The 19,132-nt window shown below is 69.2% G+C and carries 21 protein-coding genes; 8 read left to right on the forward strand and 13 right to left on the reverse strand.

All coding sequences use genetic code 11. The features are described from left to right. The first annotated feature begins 65 nt into the window (after positions 1–65). Entirely contained in the window at positions 66–1,049 is a 984-nt protein-coding gene (locus E0H45_RS08630; RefSeq protein ID WP_131335872.1) for a LacI family DNA-binding transcriptional regulator, read from the forward strand. Here E0H45_RS08630 and E0H45_RS08635 read toward each other — a convergent pair. Continuing rightward, on the reverse strand, positions 1,038–1,520 hold the full coding sequence (locus E0H45_RS08635) for a DUF1707 SHOCT-like domain-containing protein (protein WP_131335874.1): 483 nt from the start codon (positions 1,518–1,520) through the stop codon (positions 1,038–1,040). The genes E0H45_RS08630 and E0H45_RS08635 overlap by 12 nt on opposite strands. 198 nt (positions 1,521–1,718) lie before the next feature. Between E0H45_RS08635 and E0H45_RS08640 the strand changes: the two genes are divergently transcribed. Then, complete coding sequence (locus tag E0H45_RS08640; RefSeq protein ID WP_165546387.1) at positions 1,719–2,351, forward strand: hypothetical protein; 633 nt, start codon at positions 1,719–1,721, stop codon at positions 2,349–2,351. Positions 2,352–2,417: 66 nt separating this feature from the next. On the opposite strand, the gene purL is transcribed toward E0H45_RS08640, so the two are convergent. The 4 genes from purL to purS are packed head-to-tail and all read right to left on the reverse strand — an operon-like array spanning position 2,418 to position 7,642. Beyond that, positions 2,418–4,679 (reverse strand): phosphoribosylformylglycinamidine synthase subunit PurL, encoded by a 2,262-nt coding sequence (gene purL, locus E0H45_RS08645; RefSeq protein ID WP_131335878.1) that lies wholly within the window; start codon positions 4,677–4,679, stop codon positions 2,418–2,420. A 1-nt stretch (position 4,680) separates the two neighbouring features. Beyond that, positions 4,681–6,726 carry a DUF2339 domain-containing protein gene (locus E0H45_RS08650; protein WP_238154866.1) on the reverse strand — a complete coding sequence of 682 codons (2,046 nt, stop codon included), beginning with the start codon at positions 6,724–6,726 and terminating at the stop codon, positions 4,681–4,683. Beyond that, positions 6,726–7,394 (reverse strand): phosphoribosylformylglycinamidine synthase subunit PurQ, encoded by a 669-nt coding sequence (purQ, locus tag E0H45_RS08655; RefSeq protein WP_131335882.1) that lies wholly within the window; start codon positions 7,392–7,394, stop codon positions 6,726–6,728. The genes E0H45_RS08650 and purQ overlap by 1 nt, the downstream gene beginning before the upstream one ends. Beyond that, on the reverse strand, positions 7,391–7,642 hold the full coding sequence (purS, locus tag E0H45_RS08660) for a phosphoribosylformylglycinamidine synthase subunit PurS (protein WP_130387955.1): 252 nt from the start codon (positions 7,640–7,642) through the stop codon (positions 7,391–7,393). The genes purQ and purS overlap by 4 nt, the downstream gene beginning before the upstream one ends. A gap of 112 nt (positions 7,643–7,754) precedes the next feature. Here purS and E0H45_RS08665 point away from each other — a divergent pair, with 112 nt between their 5' ends. The 5 genes from E0H45_RS08665 (at position 7,755) to E0H45_RS08685 (ending at position 11,463) form a co-directional block, all read left to right on the forward strand. Further along, a complete protein-coding gene (locus E0H45_RS08665) occupies positions 7,755–8,273 on the forward strand; it encodes a PadR family transcriptional regulator (RefSeq protein ID WP_131335884.1) in 519 nt (172 codons plus the stop codon). Next, on the forward strand, positions 8,273–8,947 hold the full coding sequence (locus E0H45_RS08670) for an ABC transporter ATP-binding protein (protein WP_131335886.1): 675 nt from the start codon (positions 8,273–8,275) through the stop codon (positions 8,945–8,947). The genes E0H45_RS08665 and E0H45_RS08670 overlap by 1 nt, the downstream gene beginning before the upstream one ends. Then, complete coding sequence (locus tag E0H45_RS08675; RefSeq protein ID WP_131335888.1) at positions 8,947–10,272, forward strand: FtsX-like permease family protein; 1,326 nt, start codon at positions 8,947–8,949, stop codon at positions 10,270–10,272. Before E0H45_RS08670 ends, E0H45_RS08675 begins: the two co-directional genes overlap by 1 nt. Beyond that, a complete protein-coding gene (locus E0H45_RS08680; RefSeq protein ID WP_131335890.1) occupies positions 10,272–10,895 on the forward strand; it encodes a CDP-alcohol phosphatidyltransferase family protein in 624 nt (207 codons plus the stop codon). The genes E0H45_RS08675 and E0H45_RS08680 overlap by 1 nt, the downstream gene beginning before the upstream one ends. Positions 10,896–10,974: 79 nt before the next feature. After that, positions 10,975–11,463 carry a hypothetical protein gene (locus E0H45_RS08685; RefSeq protein WP_131335892.1) on the forward strand — a complete coding sequence of 163 codons (489 nt, stop codon included), beginning with the start codon at positions 10,975–10,977 and terminating at the stop codon, positions 11,461–11,463. Here E0H45_RS08685 and E0H45_RS08690 read toward each other — a convergent pair. Continuing rightward, the gene (locus E0H45_RS08690) at positions 11,460–12,335 is read right to left on the reverse strand and encodes a phosphoribosylaminoimidazolesuccinocarboxamide synthase (RefSeq protein WP_131335894.1); all 876 of its coding nucleotides are present in this window, start codon (positions 12,333–12,335) and stop codon (positions 11,460–11,462) included. The two genes, E0H45_RS08685 and E0H45_RS08690, sit on opposite strands and share 4 nt — an antisense overlap. A 21-nt stretch (positions 12,336–12,356) precedes the next feature. Next, positions 12,357–13,418, reverse strand: a complete 1,062-nt coding sequence (locus tag E0H45_RS08695) for an FAD-dependent monooxygenase (protein ID WP_131335896.1) — start codon at positions 13,416–13,418, stop codon at positions 12,357–12,359. Positions 13,419–13,471: 53 nt separating this feature from the next. On the opposite strand from E0H45_RS08695, the gene E0H45_RS08700 reads away from it, so the two are divergent. After that, positions 13,472–14,056 (forward strand): TetR/AcrR family transcriptional regulator, encoded by a 585-nt coding sequence (locus E0H45_RS08700; protein WP_131335898.1) that lies wholly within the window; start codon positions 13,472–13,474, stop codon positions 14,054–14,056. On the opposite strand, the gene E0H45_RS08705 is transcribed toward E0H45_RS08700, so the two are convergent. The 6 genes from E0H45_RS08705 to E0H45_RS08730 all read right to left on the reverse strand — a co-directional run bounded on the left by E0H45_RS08705 (position 14,040) and on the right by E0H45_RS08730 (position 19,129). Continuing rightward, entirely contained in the window at positions 14,040–14,462 is a 423-nt protein-coding gene (locus tag E0H45_RS08705) for a hypothetical protein (protein ID WP_131335900.1), read from the reverse strand. The genes E0H45_RS08700 and E0H45_RS08705 overlap by 17 nt on opposite strands. A 208-nt stretch (positions 14,463–14,670) precedes the next feature. Then, entirely contained in the window at positions 14,671–15,093 is a 423-nt protein-coding gene (locus E0H45_RS08710) for a hypothetical protein (RefSeq protein WP_131335902.1), read from the reverse strand. Between the two features lie 2 nt (positions 15,094–15,095). Then, positions 15,096–17,093, reverse strand: coding sequence for a glycosyltransferase family 39 protein (locus tag E0H45_RS43620; protein WP_131335904.1), 1,998 nt, complete (start codon positions 17,091–17,093; stop codon positions 15,096–15,098). Between the two features lies 1 nt (position 17,094). Continuing rightward, positions 17,095–18,315 (reverse strand): bifunctional glycosyltransferase family 2/GtrA family protein, encoded by a 1,221-nt coding sequence (locus E0H45_RS08720; RefSeq protein WP_131335906.1) that lies wholly within the window; start codon positions 18,313–18,315, stop codon positions 17,095–17,097. A 63-nt stretch (positions 18,316–18,378) separates the two neighbouring features. Continuing rightward, positions 18,379–18,771, reverse strand: coding sequence for a hypothetical protein (locus E0H45_RS08725; protein WP_130387968.1), 393 nt, complete (start codon positions 18,769–18,771; stop codon positions 18,379–18,381). A gap of 1 nt (position 18,772) precedes the next feature. After that, the gene (locus tag E0H45_RS08730) at positions 18,773–19,129 is read right to left on the reverse strand and encodes a hypothetical protein (protein ID WP_131335908.1); all 357 of its coding nucleotides are present in this window, start codon (positions 19,127–19,129) and stop codon (positions 18,773–18,775) included. Positions 19,130–19,132: the final 3 nt, after the last annotated feature.

The following is a 19,132-nucleotide window of genomic DNA, read 5'->3' on the forward strand; positions in this document are numbered from 1 at the left end:
GCAGGTCAGAAAGGTCTCCGAGTGGCTCCTGATACGCTTCGCCGAACGACCGGAAGGAAACAGGAATGAACAGGCCAGGCGTGCGGATGGTGGACGTCGCCGCGCTCGCCGGGGTGTCCGCCGGCACCGCGTCGAAGGCCCTCAGCAACACCGGCCAGCTGAGCCAGGAGACCAGGGACCGGGTACGCCGGGCCGCAGCGACGCTCGGGTTCACGCCCGATGCCCGTGGCCGCGCGCTCTCGTCCGGCCGGACGTACACCGTGGCGCTGCTGACCACCGACAGCTCGGGCCGCTTCAGCATCCCGATCATGCGCGGCGTCGAGGACGTGCTCAGCGCGGGCGAGCTGGCGACTGTCCTCTGTGACACCCGCGACGACCCGCTGCGCGAGCAGACCTACCTGCGTTCCCTTGTCGCGCGCGGCGTCGACGGCATCGTCGTCACCGGCCGCCGGACCGAGCCCCGGGCGCGCATCGACGTACCGCTGCCGGTTGTCTACGCGCTGGCCGCCTCGACCGACCCGGCGGACGCCTCGGTGATCGTCGACGACGCGGCCGGCGCCGCCGCCACCATCACCCACCTGCTCCGCCTCGGCCGCACTCGCATCGCCCACATCACCGGTCCCGCCCACCACCGCTCCGCCGCCGAACGCGCCCAAGCCGTCGCCACAACAGCGGGCACTGCTCTCTGCGGTGAGCCGCTCTACGGCGACTGGAGCGAACGCTGGGGCCGCCAAGCCACCGATCTGGTACTGCGTCAGCACCCGGACGCGATCAGCTGTGGCAGCGACCAGATCGCCCGCGGTGTCTGCGATCGCCTCCGCGAACTCGGCCACTCGGTACCCGAGGACATCGCGGTCACCGGCTACGACAACTGGCCCGTCATGGCGCTCGCCAGCCGCCCGCCCCTCACCAGCGTCGACCTCCGCCTGGAAGATCTCGGCCGCCGCGCCGCCACGCTCCTACTGGAAGCAATCGCCGGCAAACCACACCACGGCGTACTGGAACTCCCCACGCAGCTGATCACGCGTGAGTCGACCCTAGGAACCTGACTCCCGCCGCGGCTTAGAGGCCCACCGATACGCGTACGCGACCCAAACCACCGCGGGTACGCCGAAGATCGCCGCCGCGATCTCCCGCCCGAACACCAGGAACAACAACCCCGCCAGCACGAACGGCACCGCCAACCACACGGCTCCAGCGAACGCGGCCCACCGCCACTTCCCCGGCTTCCGCGCCGGCGGCGTGTACAACGAGGACACCGGCAACCCAGCCAAGGCGGGCTCCAACTCCCCATGCGTCGCCGCGGTGTTCAGCAGGTCGACCCGCCGATGCAACTCGCCTTCGTCCAACCGCCCGATCGCGAACTGCTCGGCCAACTCGTCCGAGACGACCCGCCGATCCTCGTCGGTCAATCGGATCGTGGCCATCCGCCGCCGAGCCGCCACGACCCGAGCTTCCTGCCCCGCAGCCGCAGCCATCCCCACCAGATCGGACGGCTTCACCGGTCGCCGCTCCGCCATCCGCCTCACCTCACACTCGTCCCTCCGAGTGTGCCAGACGTCCCGGAAGGCGTCTTCTGACGCCGCATCGGGCGCACTTGGTTGCCGGGTCCGGCAGAGACGCTGATCACAGATCCGGCACTCAACGTCGCGGCGCCACCGAGTCATCTCTGATCTCGACGGGCCGAACGGAGCCCCTTGACGATGGAGACGAGAACCATGAAGAAGACCCTCACCGCTCGCGTTCTGGCCGGCGCTGCGATCATCGGCGCCGCGGCGCTGGTCCTCGGGATCGCGCCGAGCGATGCCGCCGTTCCGGCCCGGACCGCCGCCGTCACCGCGCACGCCAAGCCGGCGCTCAAGCCGGCGAGCCTGCACTTCAGCTACAAGTGCTGGGGCCGCGGGAGCCACTGCAACGTCGCGGTCTACGCGCCGACGGGCTGGAAGTTCACCCAGCTCAGCCGGGAGCAGGCGAAGTTCACCGACAGCTCGAACACGTGGATGCTGCGCGTGAACGGCGGCCTCGGCGGCAAGGTCAGCACGAGCCGCGCCGCCGACCAGCGGGTCCACGCCCTGCACGGCGTCGCCGGCTTCAAGCTGAAGTACCGCGGCAACGGCAGCACGCCGTCGAAGGTCGGCTGGGACGCGCCGCGCGTCGCCTACACGCAGATCACCTACACCTACCGCGACGGCGCCCGCGGTCAGCGGTGGGTCGCCACCCGCTTCGTCGACACCTACGAGAACGGCCGCCGCGCGTACATCGAGATCACGGTCGCCGGTCGTCCCCAGGACCAGGCCGGACTCACCAAGGTGCTGACCGAGGCGACCCAGCGGGTGGCGCTGGTCGGCTGACATCCGCACCGCAGCGAACCACGGACAGGTGACCCGGGCACCAGCGGCGCCCGGGTCACACAACCGTCAGTTGAGGACGGAGGGCAGGGTTGCCGTCCAGGCCTCGCGCAGCTCGGTCAGCGGGACCTCGAACTGGTCCTGGACGTCGAGGGTGTCGCCGGTGATGACGCCGATCTTCGCGTGCGGGAAGCGGCGGGCGGTGCACATGTCGGTGAACCGCACCTCCTCGGTCCGCGGTACGGCGACGACCGCGCGGCCGGCCGACTCCGCGAACAGGAACAGGAACGGGTCGAGCCCGTCCGGCGCCCACACCCGCGCGCCGACGCCGCCACGCAGCGCGGACTCGACCAGCGTCTGGGCGACGCCGCCGTCGCTGATGTCGTGCGCCGCGTCGATCAGCCCGTCGCGGGACGCGTTGATCAGGATGTCGGCCAGCTGCTGCTCCGCCGCCAGGTCGACCGCCGGCGGCCGCCCGCCGAGGTGCCCGTGGACGACGTTCGCCCACTCGGACCCGGACAGCTCCTCCTCGGTCTCACCGAGCAGGTACAGCTGGTGGCCCTCCATCTCGGCCGTGAAACCGATCGGCGTACGGCGGGTGACGTCGTCGATCACGCCGAGCACACCGACCACCGGGGTCGGCAGGATCGCGGTCTCGCCGGTCTGGTTGTAGAACGACACGTTCCCACCGGTGACCGGGATGCCGAGCTCCTTGCAGCCGTCGACCAGGCCGCGGATCGCCTCGGTGAACTGCCACATCACGGCCGGGTCCTCCGGGGAGCCGAAGTTCAGGCAGTCGGTGACCGCGACCGGGCGAGCGCCGGTGGTCGCGACGTTCCGGAACGACTCGGCGAGCGCCAGCTTGGCGCCGGTGTACGGGTCGAGCTTCGCGAACCGGCCGTTGCAGTCGGTCGACACCGCGACGCCAAGGCCGCTGGTCTCGTCGACCCGGATCATCCCGCTGTCCTCGGGCTGCGCGAGCACCGAGTTGCCGAGCACGTACCGGTCGTACTGGTCCGTCACCCAGGACTTGTCACACAGGTTCGGCGAGGCGACCAGCTGCAGCAGCGTGTCCCGCAGCTCCGCGCCACTGCTTGCCCGCGGCAACTTCTCGGCGCCGTCCGCCTGCAGCTCGTCCTGCCAGGACGGCCGCTCGTACGGGCGGTTGTACACCGGACCCTCGTGCGCGACGGTCTCCGGCAGTACGTCGACGACCCGCTCGCCGTGCCAGTCGATCTCCAGCCGCCCGGTGTCGGTCACCTCACCGATCACGTCGGCCTGGACGTCCCACTTGGCGCAGATCTTCAGGAACGCCTCGACGTTCTCGGGGGTGACGCAGGCCATCATGCGTTCCTGCGACTCACTCATCAGGATCTCTTCGGGCGACAGCGAGGCATCCCGCAGCGGCACCTTGTCCAGCGACACCCGCATGCCACCGTCGCCCGCGCTGGCGAGCTCGGAGGTCGCACAGGACAGTCCGCCGCCGCCCAGGTCCTGGATGCCCTCGACGACGTTCGCGGCGAAGAGCTCGAGCGTGCACTCGATCAGCAGCTTCTCCATGAACGGGTCGCCGACCTGGACCGCCGGCCGCTTGGTCGGGCCGCCCTCCGCGAAGGTCTCCGACGCCAGCACCGACACTCCGCCGATACCGTCGCCGCCCGTCTTGGCGCCGTACAGGATCATCTGGTTGCCCACGCCGGTCGCGTTCGCGAGGTGCAGGTCCTCGTGCCGCATCACACCGACGCAGAGCGCGTTCACCAGCGGGTTGCCCAGGTACGTCGGGTCGAACACGACCTCGCCGCCGATGTTCGGCAGCCCGAGGCTGTTGCCGTAGCCGCCGACGCCCGACACGATCCCCGGCAGCACGCGCTTGGTGTCCGGAGCGTCCAGCGGGCCGAAGCGCAGCGGGTCCATCACCGCGACCGGGCGGGCGCCCATCGCGATGATGTCGCGGACGATGCCGCCGACCCCGGTCGCCGCACCCTGGTAGGGCTCGACGTACGACGGGTGGTTGTGCGACTCGACCTTGAACGTGACGGCGTACCCCTCGCCGATGTCGATGACGCCGGCGTTCTCACCGATACCGGCCAGCATCTTCCCGGCCGGCGTCTCCTGCGGGATCTCGCCGAAGCGCTTCAGGTGCACCTTGGACGACTTGTACGAGCAGTGCTCGCTCCACATCACCGAGTACATCGCCAGCTCGCAGCTGGTCGGGCGCCGCCCGAGGATGTCCCGGATCCGCTGGTACTCGTCCGGCTTCAGCCCGAGCTCAGCCCACGGCTGCTCGACGTCCGGGGTACTCGTGGCGTTGCTGACGGTGTCGGTCGACACTTTAGGACTCCTGCACTAGGTGGGACTCAGGTGAAACGGTAGCGGGCTGGTGGGAAGCCATCAGATGGGCCACCAGGAGGGGGACGGCGAAGCCGGTCATGATGGCGGGGAGGGCGACGCCGGCGTCGTTGAGGAGCATGCCGACGAGGCCGCAGGTGGACAGGGCCAGCAGGGTGGGGCGGACCATCGGGAGGCTGTCGTAGAAGGTGCGGTACGACTCGGACGGCACGCGGTGCGGCAGGAGCGTGCCCAGCATGCAGAGGACGACCGCGATGAGCATCGCCCAGCCGGCCGGACCGCTGAAGAACTGCACTGCCATCTGCAGCTTGCGGATCAGTACGTCGCTGACATCGCCGTCGAGGAGGCGGGCGACGAACGCGCCGAAGTGACTGCGCTGGTCCGGCGGACGCAGGTAGTCGAGGAAGGCGACCGCAGAAACAGCTAGTACGCCGGCCACGCCCACACCGATCAGTGCACGCAGTGAAATGCTCCCGCGCCACGTCAGCCAGGCCATGAGCAGTACGGCCGGGGTCAGCGCGATGATGCCGCCGAAGTCCGTCCCCCAGCCCGGTCTGCCGTCCACAACGATCGCAGCACCGCCGACGACCAGTACGGCGATCGCAGCCTGCACCCTGCTCTTGCTGATGAGCCTCTGCGCCGCGAAGCCCGCAGTGACGAGTGCTCCGACCGCCAGCGTCGCAAAGGTGGAGTTCCCGAAGCCGTAGAACCGTCCACCGATCACAGGCCCGTCAGCAAACATGCTGCCGACCTGCAGCGGCGTACCGAGCACACCGTCGACCAGCAGGATCAGGTACGCCGCTATCGCGAGGCCGAGGTACGCGTACTTCTTCAACACGACCTGTGCCACCAAAGCAGTCAGCGCACTGATCCCGATGATCACGCAGTACAAGGAGAACCCGGGTGACGGCCAGCGCCACCAGACGGTCAGTGTGGAGAGGAAGACTGCGAGGTAGAACCCGCCCTGCATCAGCAACGTGAACACCGCGGTACGTCGGGACGCGGGCGAGCGCCGGAACCAGAACCAGAGCAGCGCGAGCACCTCGGCCGCAACGATCGTCAGCGACACCGCGAACAGCATCGGCCGTGGCTGCTCGAACCGTTGGTTGGCGTCCAGCCGGTCCTCGATGACGGCCGCCGCATCGGTGTGACGGTCTCCGGTGAAGTGGATCTCGTTACCGTCCAGCGGAGCCGCGTCGGCGGAACCCGCCGGGTCGACATTCGCCGGAGTCCGGCCCTTGAGGACGGTCGCCGTCACGTCGGTGAGCTGGATGAGCCCCGGACGGCGAGTGCTGTCGCTGGTCAGCCAGCGCGGCCCGTTGTCCGGGGGCAACTGCATCGCGACCAGCGGCTCCTGATGCGCGTTCGCGAGCTCCTGGCTGACGCCGACCAGCAGGACCCAGCCGCCGGCCGCACGGGCCTGCGTAACCAGCTGAGCGACCTTCTCGCGCGCCTCGGCCCGTCCTTCACGTGGTGGCAGCGCACCGGCGTCGATGATCGCGTCCCCGCAGTCCGGCTTCGCCAACTGGGCGGGGTCGAACTCGGGCTGCCAGTGCCTGAGGGAGCCGTCCGTCCGGGCCAGTGCGACCGCAGCGCCCGGACCGAAGCCGCAGATGGAGTACCCGGTCTGGCCGAGGCGGCCGATCGGTGCACCCGTGTGGTGCTCGGCCTGGCGGTCGACGTACGTCTGCCAGTCGGCCACCTTGCCGTTGGTCACCGCGGGCAGGTCACCGCACGACTGGTCCGGAACACTTCCCCACGCCCGGGTGCCCGCGCTGATCGTCAGCCACCCGTCGATCGGACAGGTGTGCGGGCCGGCCGTCTTCACCGTGATCGAGCCCACGTGCGACTGGTTCACCAGCGCGGTCAGCTCCGGCGACGCCTTCACGTCGTTCCAGGTCAGTCCGGGTACGCCGATGACCACGACCTTCGCGAACAGGCCAGTGGGCTGCGCGGCCGCCGTACCGCTGCTCAGGAGCAGGACCGCCGCCGTGAGCAGCACGGCGCGGACCAGCCCGGTGAACCTCATCAGGAGGCGACGACGGCCTTCAGCACCGAGGTGAAGAAGCCCAGGCCGTCCGTGGTCGGGCCGGTGAGTGTCTCGACGGCGTGCTCCGGGTGCGGCATCAGGCCGACCACGTTGCCGCGCTCGTTGGTGATGCCGGCGATGTCGCGGTACGAGCCGTTCGGGTTGCCCAGGTAGCGGGCCACCACCCGGCCCTCACCCTCCAGCCGGTCCAGCGTCGCCTCGTCGGCGACGAACGAACCGTCCTGGTTCTTCAGCACGATGGTGATCTCGTGGTTGGCGTCGTAGTCGCTGGTCCACGCGGTGGTGTTGTTCTCGATCCGCAGCGTCTGGTCCTTGCAGACGAACTTGCGGTGGTGGTTCTTGATCAGCGCGCCGGGCAGCAGGTGCGACTCGCACAGCACCTGGAAGCCGTTGCAGATGCCGAGCACCGGCATCCCCTCGCCGGCCCGCTGGATGATGCTCTCCATCACCGGCGCGAACCGGGAGATGGCACCGGCCCGCAGGTAGTCGCCGTACGAGAATCCGCCGGGCAGGACGACCGCGTCCACGCCGTGCAGGTCCTCGTCGCCGTGCCAGAGCGCGACCGCCTCGGCGCCGGCCACCGCGGCCGCGCGGCGGGCGTCGGCGTCGTCCAGCGAGCCCGGGAAGGTGACGACCCCGATCTTCACTGCCCGTTCTCCACGTGCAGCGTGTAGTCCTCGATCACCGGGTTGGCCAGCAGCGTGTCGGCGGCCTTCCGGATCTCGGCGACCCGCTCCTCGGTCGCCTCACCGTCCAGGGTGATCTCGAAGCGCTTTCCCTGCCGGACGTCGGCCACGCCGTCGAAGCCGAGCCGGCCGAACGCGCCGTGCACCGCCTTGCCCTGCGGGTCGAGGATCTCGGGCTTGAGCATGACGTCGACGACAACGCGAGCCACTGACTACTCCAGGTTCGTTGCGGGGTGACGCCTGAATCCTACCGACCGCGCCGGGGATTGCCGCATCCTGGACTATTCACTCAGTACATACACGCGATGTATAGTTCTGGTCATGGCCACTGCTGAGCTCGTCCTCGGGCTGCTGTCCGCCGGCCCGGCGCACGGGTACGACGTGAAGCGGGGCCATGACGCCTGGTTCCCGGACAGCCGGCCGCTCGCCTTCGGACAGGTGTACACGACACTCGGGCGACTGGAGCGCGACGGACTGGTCGAGGTGATCGACAAGACCTCCGGCGGCGGGCCGGACCGGACCATCTACGCGCTGACGAGCAAGGGCCGCGACCACCTGAGCGACTGGCTCAACGACCCGGTGCCGCCGGCCTGGGGAAGTGCCGACGAGGTACTGCGGAAGCTCGTGGCGGCCATCCGGACCGGAGGCGACGCGGCAGGCTTCCTCGCCCGCCAGCGCGCCAGTCACCTGCGCCGGATCCGTGAGCTGCGGGAGACCCCGGCCGACGACGACCCGACCTCACCACTGGTCCGCGAGTACGTCGTGGCCCACCTCGACGCCGATCTGCGCTGGCTCGACAGCGCCCTGGACCGCATCTCCGAGCAGAGGGGGACTCGCTGATGAACGCCGCTCTCGAGCTGGAACGAATCGAGTACGCCTACCGACGCAACACAGCCCTCCGCGGCGTCAGCCTGCAACTCAAGCCGGGCGAAGTCGTGGCGGTGACAGGTGCGAGCGGATGCGGCAAGTCGACGCTGCTGCACTGCGCGGCCGGCATCCTCACTCCGGACGCCGGTGCCGTGCAGGTGGACGGCCAGGACCTGGCTGCTCTGCCGGAGGAGCAGCGTGCGGCGCTGCGGCGTACGAAGGTCGGCATCGTGCTGCAGTTCGGTCAGCTGGTGCCGGACCTGCCACTGGTCGACAACGTGGCGCTGCCGCTCCTGCTGGGTGGACATGAGCGTGGTGAGGCACACAAGGCCGCAATGAACTGGCTGGACCAGGTAGGCATCGCTGACGACGCCGATGCGGTTCCGGGCGAGCTGTCCGGCGGCCAGACACAGCGTGCTGCCGTAGCGCGCGCACTGGTCACCGGCCCGTCCGTAGTACTCGCCGACGAGCCCACGGGCAGCCTGGACAGTCGAGCCGGCCAGGAGCTGCTCGACGTACTGCTGGAGGCTGCCCGCTACCGAGGTGCCGCTCTGCTGATGGTGACGCACGACAACCTCGTGGCCGCGTCGGCAAACCGCGAGATCAGGCTGCGCGACGGCCTGATCCAGCACGAGGTGTCGCTCTGATGACACTCGAGACGCTGGTACAGCTGGCGCGCTCACGGACGCCGGCGGACCGCAGCCGGGTCCAGCTGGCCACAGCAGCGCTCGCACTCAGTGGAGCCCTCCTGCTCGGCGCACTGCGCATTGTCCGCCTGGGCAAAGGCGAGCTGAGCAACGATGTCTACAGCAACTACGTCGCCGAGAGCGGCCTCCGCTCCGGGCTGATCGCGATCCTGATCATCCTGGCCGCACTCACCGGAGGCCTGGCGGTCCAAGCCTTACGACTGGGTACGGCGGCCCGCGAACGGCGACTGACTGCGCTACGAATGGCAGGAGCCTCTCGGAAGCAGCTACGACAGCTGACCGTCACCGACGCGGCCATTGCTGGTCTGGCCGGTGGACTGCTCGCTGGGCCTGCCTACCTGGTCCTGAGCCTGCTGTTCGGCGCACTGCCCTTGATGGCCCGGGTCCTGCCCGGTGCAGAGCTGATGGACGCGGTCCTGTGGATTCCCGTCGTGGTGATGATGACGGCGGCCGGTGCGGTGATCGGAAGCCTCCTGCACCGCGACGGGCCCGTGTCGCGGCAACCACAGTCCGCGGCGCAGCGTCGTACCGGCATCATCGCTGGACCGGTACTGATCGCGCTCGGCCTGCTCACCTCGCCGTACATGGGGTACGTGGGCTCCACAATCGTGCTCGCCGGCCTGGCGCTGTTCTTCCTGAGCACCTCAGGAGTCTGGATCCGCGGGTTGGGGCGGCGGCTGCAGCGGTCCGGCGACCCGGCCAACCTGCTCACCGGCCTCCGGCTGGTGACCGACTCCCGGCCCGCCTCCCGGATCTGCATGCTGCTGGGGTGCTGCGGCTTCCTCGTCGGCACCATGGCGAACGGGATCGCGAGCGTCCAGGCCGACGCCGACGTGGGCGGTGCCCCCGTGTTCTACAACACCGGTTTCGGGCTGACGATCGCCGGGCTCGTCCTGGTCGCGCTGACCGCGATGGCCGCGCTGATCGTCGGTGTCGCGGACCAACTGGTCGACCAGCGTCGCCAGTTCGCCAGCCTGACCGCGCTGGGGGTGGACCTGCCGTTCCTCCGCCGGGTCATTCGCCGTCAACTGACCGTGGTTGCTGCTCCCGCACTGGCCGTCGGTCTGCTGTTCGGCACGGTGATCGGCATCAGCCGGGTAGCCGGCGGCGCGGTCGGGCCGTTCGAGCCCGGCACACTGCTGCTCGCGGCGATCCTGACGATCGCCGGCTGGCTACTCGGCCATCTCGGCGGCACCGCCGCCGGTTTTCTGCTTCGCAACCAACTGCGGGACGCACTCGATCCCGAGAATCTGAGGGCGGCCTGATGACCTCGACACCTTTGGCGGTCCGACCCGCGTTGCTGCTCGCGATGCCGAACCGGATCACACTGGTCCGGACCGTGATCGCGATGGCGCTCGCCACGTACGCGTTCTACACCGGCGAGCTGCTCTGGCTGGTGATCGGGTACGTCGCCTACTGGTTCGGCGACAGCCTCGACGGCTGGGTGGCTCGGCGCCGGAACGAGGAGTCGCTGTCCGGTGCGGTGTTCGACATCGTCTGCGACCGGGCCTGCTCGTTCCTGCTCGCGGCCGCGTTCATGGCGACGTACCCGGACACGATCGGGCCGCTGGCGATCTACCTGGCGCAGTTCGGCGTACTCGACACCATGCTGACGTTCTCGTTCCTGCTCTGGCCGTGGATGCTCAGCCCGAACTACTTCTACAAGGTGGACCGGCCGATCTACGTCTGGAACTGGTCCAAGCCGGCCAAGGCGATGAACACCGGCGCCGTGGTGGTCTCGCTGGTCGTCGCCGGCCAGACCGGCGCCCACTGGCTGCCGTACACCGTCGCGATCGCGGCCTGCGTGGTCAAGATCGTCTCGTCGTACCGGCTGGTCCAGATCCTCTGCGGACGCCAGGCCGCCACCCCGGGAGAGCCACGATCATGACCCGGTGTGACCCTGATCCCTCCCCCAACCGGGGCCGAGATCCGTGGCGGTGGCCGTGATCGCGCTTAGCCTCGAAGTTATGTGGGTGTGGCAACTGGTACTTGCGGTGGGCTTCGGGATCGGGTCCGCCGTCGTACCGTTCCTGAACGCCGAGGCGTACGTGCTCGGCGTCGGTGCCACCCACGCCCTGAACCCGCTGGTCGCCGCGAGCGGCGTCGCCGTCGGCCAGACCATCGGCAAGGTCGCGATGTTCCTTGCCGTCCGGTACCGCCCCGGCTACGCGGCCAGCAAGACCAAGGAACCGAAACCGGTCGACCTGGACACCCGCTGGGGCCGCATCGTCCAGCGCAACCGCGACCTCACCAAACGGCTTCTGGACGCGATGAGCGACAGCCGCTGGGGCATCCCGGTCACGTTGCTGAGCGCGTTCATCGGTGTCCCGCCGCTGTACGGCGTCGCGCTGATCGGCGGCGCCTCGCGGATGAAGACCGTCGTCTTCACGCTGTCGGTCCTGGCCGGTCGCGGCGGCCGCTTCATCCTGCTCGCGCTGGGCATCAGCGCCCTTTAGGCGTCGAACTTCCGCCCGGTCAGCTGCTCGTACGCCGCGATGTACGACGACCTGGTCCGCTCGATGATCTCGTCGGTCAACGGCGGCGGCGCCTCCCCGGACGTGCGGTCCCAACCGGACTCGAACTGCAGCCAGTCCCGGACGATCTGCTTGTCGTACGACGGCTGCTGCTTGCCCGGCGCCCACTCGTCGGCCGGCCAGAAGCGGCTCGAATCCGGGGTCAGCACCTCGTCGGCCAGGACGAGCGTCCCGTCCGCGCGGGCGCCGAACTCGAACTTCGTGTCCGCCAGGATGATGCCGCGCTCCTCGGCCATCGCCCGCGCCGTGGTGTAGATCCCGAGCGTGGCATCCCGCAGGGCAGCCGCCGTGTCCGCGCCGACGGTCGCGACCACCACGTCGTACGACACGTTCTCGTCGTGCTCGCCCAGCTCGGCCTTCGTGGCCGGCGTGAAGATCGGGGTGTCGAAGCGCGAACCCTCGACCAGGCCGCCCGGCAGCGAGATCCCGCAGACCGCGCCGGTGGCGTTGTAGTCGAGCAGGCCGGTGCCGCTCAGGTACCCGCGGACCACACACTCCACCGGATAGATCGCGAGCTTCTCGCACACCACGGCCCGTCCGGCGACCTCGGCCGGCACGTCCGTGGAGATGATGTGGTTCGGCACGTCCAGCTGCTCGAACCACCACAGGCTCATCGCGGTGAGCACCTTCCCCTTGTCGGGGATCACCGACTCCAGGACCCAGTCGAACGCGCTCATCCGGTCACTCGCGACCATCAGCAGGTCGCCGGACTCGAGCTCGTACAGGTCCCGGACCTTGCCGGAGTGGAGGTGCTTCGCACCGGGAATCTCAGGCGCCTGCGGAAGTGTGGTCACGGCCCCGATTGTTCCATCCGCCTACCTGCGGGCCCGCAGGGCCACCAGTTTCCCGCCGACGGCGAACAAGGCGTCACGGATCGTGCAGAGCACCGGGTTCTCGGTCTGGCCCAGGCGACCGACGCTGCGGGAGCGCTTCACCAGCTTGGTCGTCGCCGGCCGTCGTTCGGCGTCGTACGCCGTCAGCGCCGCCGACAGATCGCTGGTCCGTCCGAGGTGCCGGGCCAGCGCGCCGGCGTCCTCGATCGCGGAGCAGGCGCCGCGGCCCAGGTTCGGCGTCATCGCGTGCGCCGCGTCACCGAGCAGCACCACCCTGCCCTGCACGAAAGGCACCAGCGGCAACGTCAGGTCGTAGATGTCGTTCTGCAGGATCTTCTCGCTGCCCGCGATCAACCGCGGCAGCGGATCGTGCCAGCTCTCGAACACGGTCGGCTCGCTCTTGGTACCGGCCGGCCGGTTCGCGGTCCCGTACCAGTAGAACCGCCCGTCGATCAGCCGCGCGAACCCGAACAGTTGCCCGCGGCCCCAAGTCTCGCCACCGCCGTCGTCGAGATCCACGTCCGCGATCCCGCGGTACGCCGTGAACCCGGAGTACCGCGGCCCTGCGTACTGCGGATACAGCGCTCCACGCACCACGCTCCGGATCCCGTCGGCGGCCACCAGAAGCTCTGCCCGCAGCTCACCGTTGACCGTGACACCATCCACATCCTGCGTCACCGTCCGTACGTCGTACCCGGTCCGGACCGTTACCGCCGGACCGAACTCGGCCGTGATCAGGTCGTGGAGCTGCGCGCGATGGATCATCACCGGGAGCTCCATACCGAGATCGGCCGCGCCGACCACCCAACGGCCGTCGGGTTTACGCATCCCGGCCGGCTTGGCCTGCACCGACGCCTTCTCGACGCCCTTCACCCCGAGCTCCTCGAGTACGGCGACCGCCGACGGCCAGACCGAGATCCCGGCCCCAACCTCACCCAGCTCCGGAGCACGCTCCAGGACTGTGACCTGCCAGCCGCGCCGTTGCAGCGCGACAGCAGCGATGACCCCTCCGATACCCGCCCCGACCACGATCGCCGTACTCATGCCATCGACTCTACAGCTGTAGAGTTCGGCTGGGAAGTGCGAGACTGTGCGACGTGACAGGGCCTAAGCAGGTTCCGCGGGGTGCGGATCGGCAGGATGCCATTGCCGACGCCGCGATCCATCTCGTCGCGACCCGCGGGCTACGCGGGCTGACACACCGCGCCGTCGACGCCGAGGCGGGCCTGCCGCCGGGCTCCACGTCGTACTACCTGCGGACGCGGAACGCTCTGCTCACCGCGTGCGTGAGCCGGATGCTCACCCGGGACGTGGCCGGGATGCCGCCGGCCGGGGCGGATCCGGTCGAGCTGATGGTGGCGATGACGGCGGGACTCGCGCAGGATCGGCCGGACGATCTGGTGGCGCGGTACGAGTTGTCGCTGGAGGCGAGCCGTCAGCCGGAACTGCGGACCGCGATCGTCGAAGGCGGGCGGCAGTTGCGGACGATGCTCGCACAGTTGCTGGCCGGACTCGACGTACCCGATCCGGAGGCGGCGGCGTGGCCGGTCGCCGCGATGCTGGACGGACTGATGTACGACCGGGTCGCCGGGACCGGGACAACGCTCTCACCAGAAGCGTTCGAGGCCGCCGTACGACGCTCTGTCACGGCGCTGATCGCCGGGCTCAGAGACGGTCCGTGACCGCGACGAAGGTGAAGTAGCCGACACCGAGCAGCATGCCCACGTGGCCGAGGACGGACAGCCCGGCGCCGGAGCCCCAGGCGTCACTCTGCGCATCCTCGGAGTGCTTGCCGCCGCTCGGCAGCCAACGGGCCAGAAGCAACAATCCGATGACCGTCAGCAACCACCAACCGGCCAGCATGACCAGAGCGATCTCCCGCCGACCGGTGACCAGGGCAACGACCCAGCCGATCAGCGTGATCACTCCGACCACGGTGTGCAGCCGTATCAGCGTTGCGGAGTACCCGTGCCGGCCGGCGCCGTGACCGGTGCCGTCGACAACAGTCCCGCCGAGCCGGACGCGCGTGATCAGTACGACGACCGCCCCGAGGGCGGTCAGGAACCAAGTGACGTTCGACCATTCCACGCACCGATCCTTACCCCTCCCACCCCCCACGTGAACCATTCAGCGTGTCGTCCCACCCACCTCCCCCACCAACTTTGTGCACCCACCGCCCATTTTTCAGCGTCCGAAATGGTCGGTGGGTGCACAAAGTCTCTGCGTACGCGGGGGCGTACGGCGGGACGCCCGGCGGGCCTGAGTGTCCGCTCGGGGCCCGCCGGGCTGACTCGGTTCAGCTGGTTTGCGTTTGGCCCGGAACCTGCTGGGTTCCCTGGCCTTGCTGGGTTCCCTGACCTTGACCCTGGCCGGGGAGTGTGCCCTGCCCAGTGCCTTGGCCCGTGCCCTGGCCGGTGCCTTGGCCGTTGCCCTGGGGGAATCCGCCGCGCATTCCGCCGCCGGGGCCGCCGAACTGTCCCTGCTGGTTGCTGGTGCCGTCCCACGAGTGCCCGACCGCCATGCCGCCGAGGAAGGCCAGCACAGCAAGGATCGAACCGGCACCGGCCAGCACCAGATTGCTCGGCCGCCCACTGCCCTTCGCCACCTCGGACTGCTGTTCTGTCGGTTGCTGCGGCGCGGGCTGCTGGGCCGGCGGGGTCGTCGGGTTGTTCTGGGCGGCCTGCGCCGCCTGGAACTGGGCTTCTGCGGACTGTGTCATCTTCATGCTCCTGTTCCGGTGGAGAGGTCGTAGACGGTGGTGCTGCCGACGGTCTGGGACTGGAAGTTCTCACTGACCCAGGTGGCGATCTCGCTGGAAGTGCCGTTGCGGCCGCCCATCATCCCGCCGCCACTGCTCCCGATGAAGTAGTGGATCTTGCCCTGGGCAACCAGTTCCTTGAACTCGTCGAGCGACGGCGCCGGGTCGGTCCCGTTGAACCCGCCGATCGCCATGATCGGCTCGCCAGACGCGATCTGCAGCGGCGCGGCCCCGTTCGCGGTGAGTGCCGCGGCGGTCCAGGTGTACCCCTTCGCGCCCTGCTGCAGCAGCGTTATCAGCTCGCTGGAGACTCCGCTGATCCCGCCACCGCCGAGGAACCCGCCCATACCGCCACCACCAGGACCACCCTGCTGCTGCGTAGTACCGGTCCCGGGCTGCTGAGTACCAGTGCCAGGCGGCGTACCCATCCGGCCGCCGCCACCGAAGCCACCGCGTCCGCCCATGCCACCGGCCCCCGAGGGGCCGGCGGACGGCAGTGCACCGGCGTGCGCCGCACTGATCGTCTCGACCGAGTACGCCGTCGGCCCGGCCAGTGCGCTCACCGCGAGCAGTGTCGCCGCGAACAGCCCGGCTCGCCGAGCCGCCGTACGGTGCAACTTCAACTCAGGCAGCACCATCAGGAGCCCGGCCGCCACCACACCGGTCGCCAGAACGACCCAGCGCAACCACGGCTGCCACAACGGCGTCTGGTTCAGCAGTGCGAAGCTCCACCCGGCCGTCAGCAGGATTCCACCGGCCAACGTTGTCCGCGGCAACCATTCGGTACGCCGCTTCCAGAGCACCGCCATCGCCGCACCGATCAGTGCGCCGATCGCCGGAGCCAGCGCGATCATGTAGTAGCTGTGGATGATGCCCTGCATGTAGCTGAACACCAGACCGGTGACTACCAGCCAGCCACCCCACAGCAGCGCGAACGCCCGCTTCCGATCGGTCCGCGGCGCTTTGCCCGAGGCAACAACGAGCACGATCGTCGCGAGCAGAGCCGCCGGCAGCAGCCAAGCGATCTGCGAGGCGAACTCACCGCCGAACAGCCGCTGCACACCGGCCGCGCCGCCCCAGCCGGCGCCGCCCGTCCCGCCGCCGACCGAACCGGTCTCGTTGCCGTTCAACCGGCCGAGGCCGTTGTAGCCGAGGGTCAGTTCGAGAATGCTGTTCGTCGACGACCCGCCGATGTACGGACGTGACGAGGCCGGGATCAGCTCGACGATCGCGACCCACCAGCCGGCGCTCACGATCAGAGAAACCGTCGCCAGCACCAGGTGCACGAGACGCTTCCCGAACGCCGGCTTCCCGGCGACCAGGTACGCGATCCCGAACGCCGGCAGGATCAGGAACGCCTGCAGCATCTTCGTCAGGAACCCGAACCCGACCAGCGCACCGGCCAGTATCATCCAGCGCGCCGCGTGCTTGGTCGAGTCGATCGCCCGCGTCACTGCCCACGCACCGGCGCAGAGCAGCAGGATCAACAGCGCATCCGGGTTGTTGAACCGGAACATCAGTACGGCGACCGGCGTCATCGCGAGGATCGCTCCGGCCAGCAGGCCGGCGTTCGCGGAGAACCAGCGCCGTACGGACACGTACACGAAGCCGACGCTCGCGACGCCCATCAGCGCCTCGGGTACCAGCATGCTCCAGGTGTTGAATCCGAAGATCCGCCCCGACAGCCCCATCACCCACAGCGAGGCGGGGGTCTTGTCGACAGTGATGAAGCTGGAGGAGTCGAACGACCCGAAGAACCAGGCCTTCCAGCTCGTCGACCCGGCCTGCACCGCGGCGGCGTAGTACTCGTTCGCGTAGCCGTTCTTGGACAGGCCCCACAGGTACGCGATCGCGGTCAGCGCCAGCAGACCGCCGTACAGGACCTTGTCCCGGCCGAAGGTGAACTGCGTGGCGATCGCGCGAGGTCTTGTCGCCTCGACGGGATCGGACAGCGTTGCCATATCAGTTGCTCCGGGTGTTTTCGAGAACCGCCGGGGGTTCGAAGGAAGGGATGGTGGGTGCGTCGTCGTCGAAGACCCAGGCCTGGAAGAGGCTGAACCGGACGACGGTCGCGGCCAGGTTCGCGATGGTCAGGACGGTGATCTCCACCGCCTGGTGCGGCGCGGCGACCGCGGTGTGCAACAGCCAGAGCGACGCCGCGGTCAGGCTCCAGCCGATCCCGAAGGTGACCAGGCCGCGCAGGTGATGCCGCCAGCGGCCTTCCACGCCGCGGACGCCGAAGGTGATCCGCCGGTTGAGCGCGGTGTTGCCGACCGCGGTGATCAGCAGCGCCAGCAGGTTCGCCACCTGGGCCGGCATGCCCTGCCGCAGCACGAGATAGAGCAGCGCGTACGCCGCCGTACTCAGCACCCCGACCGCGCCGAACCGCAGGACCCGCGCGGCCATCGCGGTCCGCGGATCGAGGATGCGCGGCCGGCCGTACTTCTGCCGGATCGGCTCCAGGTCGAGGCGACTGCGCATCAGCCGGGCGATCCCCCGCAGGTCCTCGCCCACCGTCTTCGCGATTGCGACCCGGGAGTCCAGGTCGTCGACCCAGTCCACCGGTACTTCGTGGATCCGCAGCCCGGCCTGCTCCGCGAGCACCAGCAACTCGGTGTCGAAGAACCAGCTGGTGTCCTCCACCAGCGGCAGCAGTTCGCGGGCCACGTCGGCGCGGATCGCCTTGAACCCGCACTGCGCGTCGGAGAAGTGCGCGCTCAACGTTGCCCGTAGCAACAGGTTGTACGAGCGCGAGATGAACTCCCGCTTCGGCCGCCGGACCACCCGGGAGCCCTTCGCCAACCGGGTGCCGATGGCAACGTCACTGTGCCCGGCGAGCAGCGGCGCGACCAGCGGCAGCAGCGCGTTCAGGTGGGTGGACAGGTCGACGTCCATGTAGGCGAGCACCTCGGCGGTGCTTGCGGACCAGACCTGTTTCAGCGCGCGGCCGCGCCCGGACTGCTCGAGCCGGACCACCCGGACACCGGGCAGCTCGGCGGCGAGCAGCGTACCGATCTCATATGTCGCGTCCGTACTTCCGTTGTCCGCGATGCAGACCTCGGCCGGAAACGGGAAAGCGGTGTCGAGGAACTCCCGCAACCGTCTGATGTTCGGTCCGAGGTCGTTTTCCTCGTTCTTGACGGGTACGACGATCTCGACCCGAGGATGACCTGGAATCTGCATGTCACCGATGCTGGTCGGTGAACCTGAGTCAACCCCTGTGCGTGGCTGGCAACTTCCTGGGAGTCACCGCGTGCGACGGAGCCAGAGCAGGCCGAGCACAGGGAGGACGAGCGGCACGAAGCCGTACCCCTGCCCGAAGTGCGACCACACGGTCGCGTCCGGGAAGTCGTCCGGTACGGCGTAACTGAAGGCGCCGATCGCGATCACGCCGGCCAGCTCGATCGCGATCGCGGCCGTGGCGACCTTGCGCGACACCACGGTCGCCTTCGCCAGCGCGAACGTCGCGGCGCAATAGATGACCGCGGCAACGGCCGACAACAGGTACGCGATCGGGGCGTCACCGAACTTCGTCGCGATCTGTACGCCGGCCCGCGCGGTCGCGGCCAGCGCGAACACGCCGTACACCGCGATCAGGATCCGTCCGGGCCCGTGCTTCGTGGCCGCTGGATCGGTCACCTCAGACCGCCCACAGGTCGTGAAGGCGCAGCTCGAGGATCGGGATCACCAGGCAGGCGATGGCCAGCGCACCGGCACCCCACCGGCTGCTCTCGGCCAGCGCCCAGAACGCCCCGATCGGCAGGATGATCAGCGACCCGATCAGGTACCCGATGAAGAACGGCCCGGACACGTCCCGGTCGGTAGCGGCGTACTGCACGATCCCGACGACCAGTTGCGCGACCAGCCCGACCTCGACAACCCCGACCGCACCCAGCACAGTCCAGTCGATCCGCTTGTCCCGCGCCGCGAGCACGACGGCATACACCATCGCAGCCAGCGCCAACGCAACAAGACCCCAGGTAAGCGGTGCAAACACGAG

This window comes from Kribbella soli (genome assembly GCF_004331345.1).
Taxonomy (GTDB): domain Bacteria; phylum Actinomycetota; class Actinomycetes; order Propionibacteriales; family Kribbellaceae; genus Kribbella; species Kribbella soli.

What these genes read in the sequence shown, in the direction of transcription:
- E0H45_RS08675 (WP_131335888.1), top strand. Translation starts at nt 8,947, where the DNA reads ATGACACTCGAGACGCTGGTACAGCTGGCGCGCTCACGGACGCCGGCG.
- E0H45_RS08665 (WP_131335884.1), top strand. Translation starts at nt 7,755, where the DNA reads ATGGCCACTGCTGAGCTCGTCCTCGGGCTGCTGTCCGCCGGCCCGGCG.
- E0H45_RS08670 (WP_131335886.1), top strand. Translation starts at nt 8,273, where the DNA reads ATGAACGCCGCTCTCGAGCTGGAACGAATCGAGTACGCCTACCGACGC.
- E0H45_RS08630 (WP_131335872.1), top strand. Translation starts at nt 66, where the DNA reads ATGAACAGGCCAGGCGTGCGGATGGTGGACGTCGCCGCGCTCGCCGGG.
- E0H45_RS08685 (WP_131335892.1), top strand. Translation starts at nt 10,975, where the DNA reads ATGTGGGTGTGGCAACTGGTACTTGCGGTGGGCTTCGGGATCGGGTCC.
- E0H45_RS08640 (WP_165546387.1), top strand. Translation starts at nt 1,719, where the DNA reads ATGAAGAAGACCCTCACCGCTCGCGTTCTGGCCGGCGCTGCGATCATC.
- E0H45_RS08680 (WP_131335890.1), top strand. Translation starts at nt 10,272, where the DNA reads ATGACCTCGACACCTTTGGCGGTCCGACCCGCGTTGCTGCTCGCGATG.
- E0H45_RS08695 (WP_131335896.1), bottom strand. Translation starts at nt 13,418, where the DNA reads ATGAGTACGGCGATCGTGGTCGGGGCGGGTATCGGAGGGGTCATCGCT.
- E0H45_RS08710 (WP_131335902.1), bottom strand. Translation starts at nt 15,093, where the DNA reads ATGACACAGTCCGCAGAAGCCCAGTTCCAGGCGGCGCAGGCCGCCCAG.
- E0H45_RS08650 (WP_238154866.1), bottom strand. Translation starts at nt 6,726, where the DNA reads ATGAGGTTCACCGGGCTGGTCCGCGCCGTGCTGCTCACGGCGGCGGTC.
- E0H45_RS43620 (WP_131335904.1), bottom strand. Translation starts at nt 17,093, where the DNA reads ATGGCAACGCTGTCCGATCCCGTCGAGGCGACAAGACCTCGCGCGATC.
- E0H45_RS08720 (WP_131335906.1), bottom strand. Translation starts at nt 18,315, where the DNA reads ATGCAGATTCCAGGTCATCCTCGGGTCGAGATCGTCGTACCCGTCAAG.
- E0H45_RS08635 (WP_131335874.1), bottom strand. Translation starts at nt 1,520, where the DNA reads ATGGCGGAGCGGCGACCGGTGAAGCCGTCCGATCTGGTGGGGATGGCT.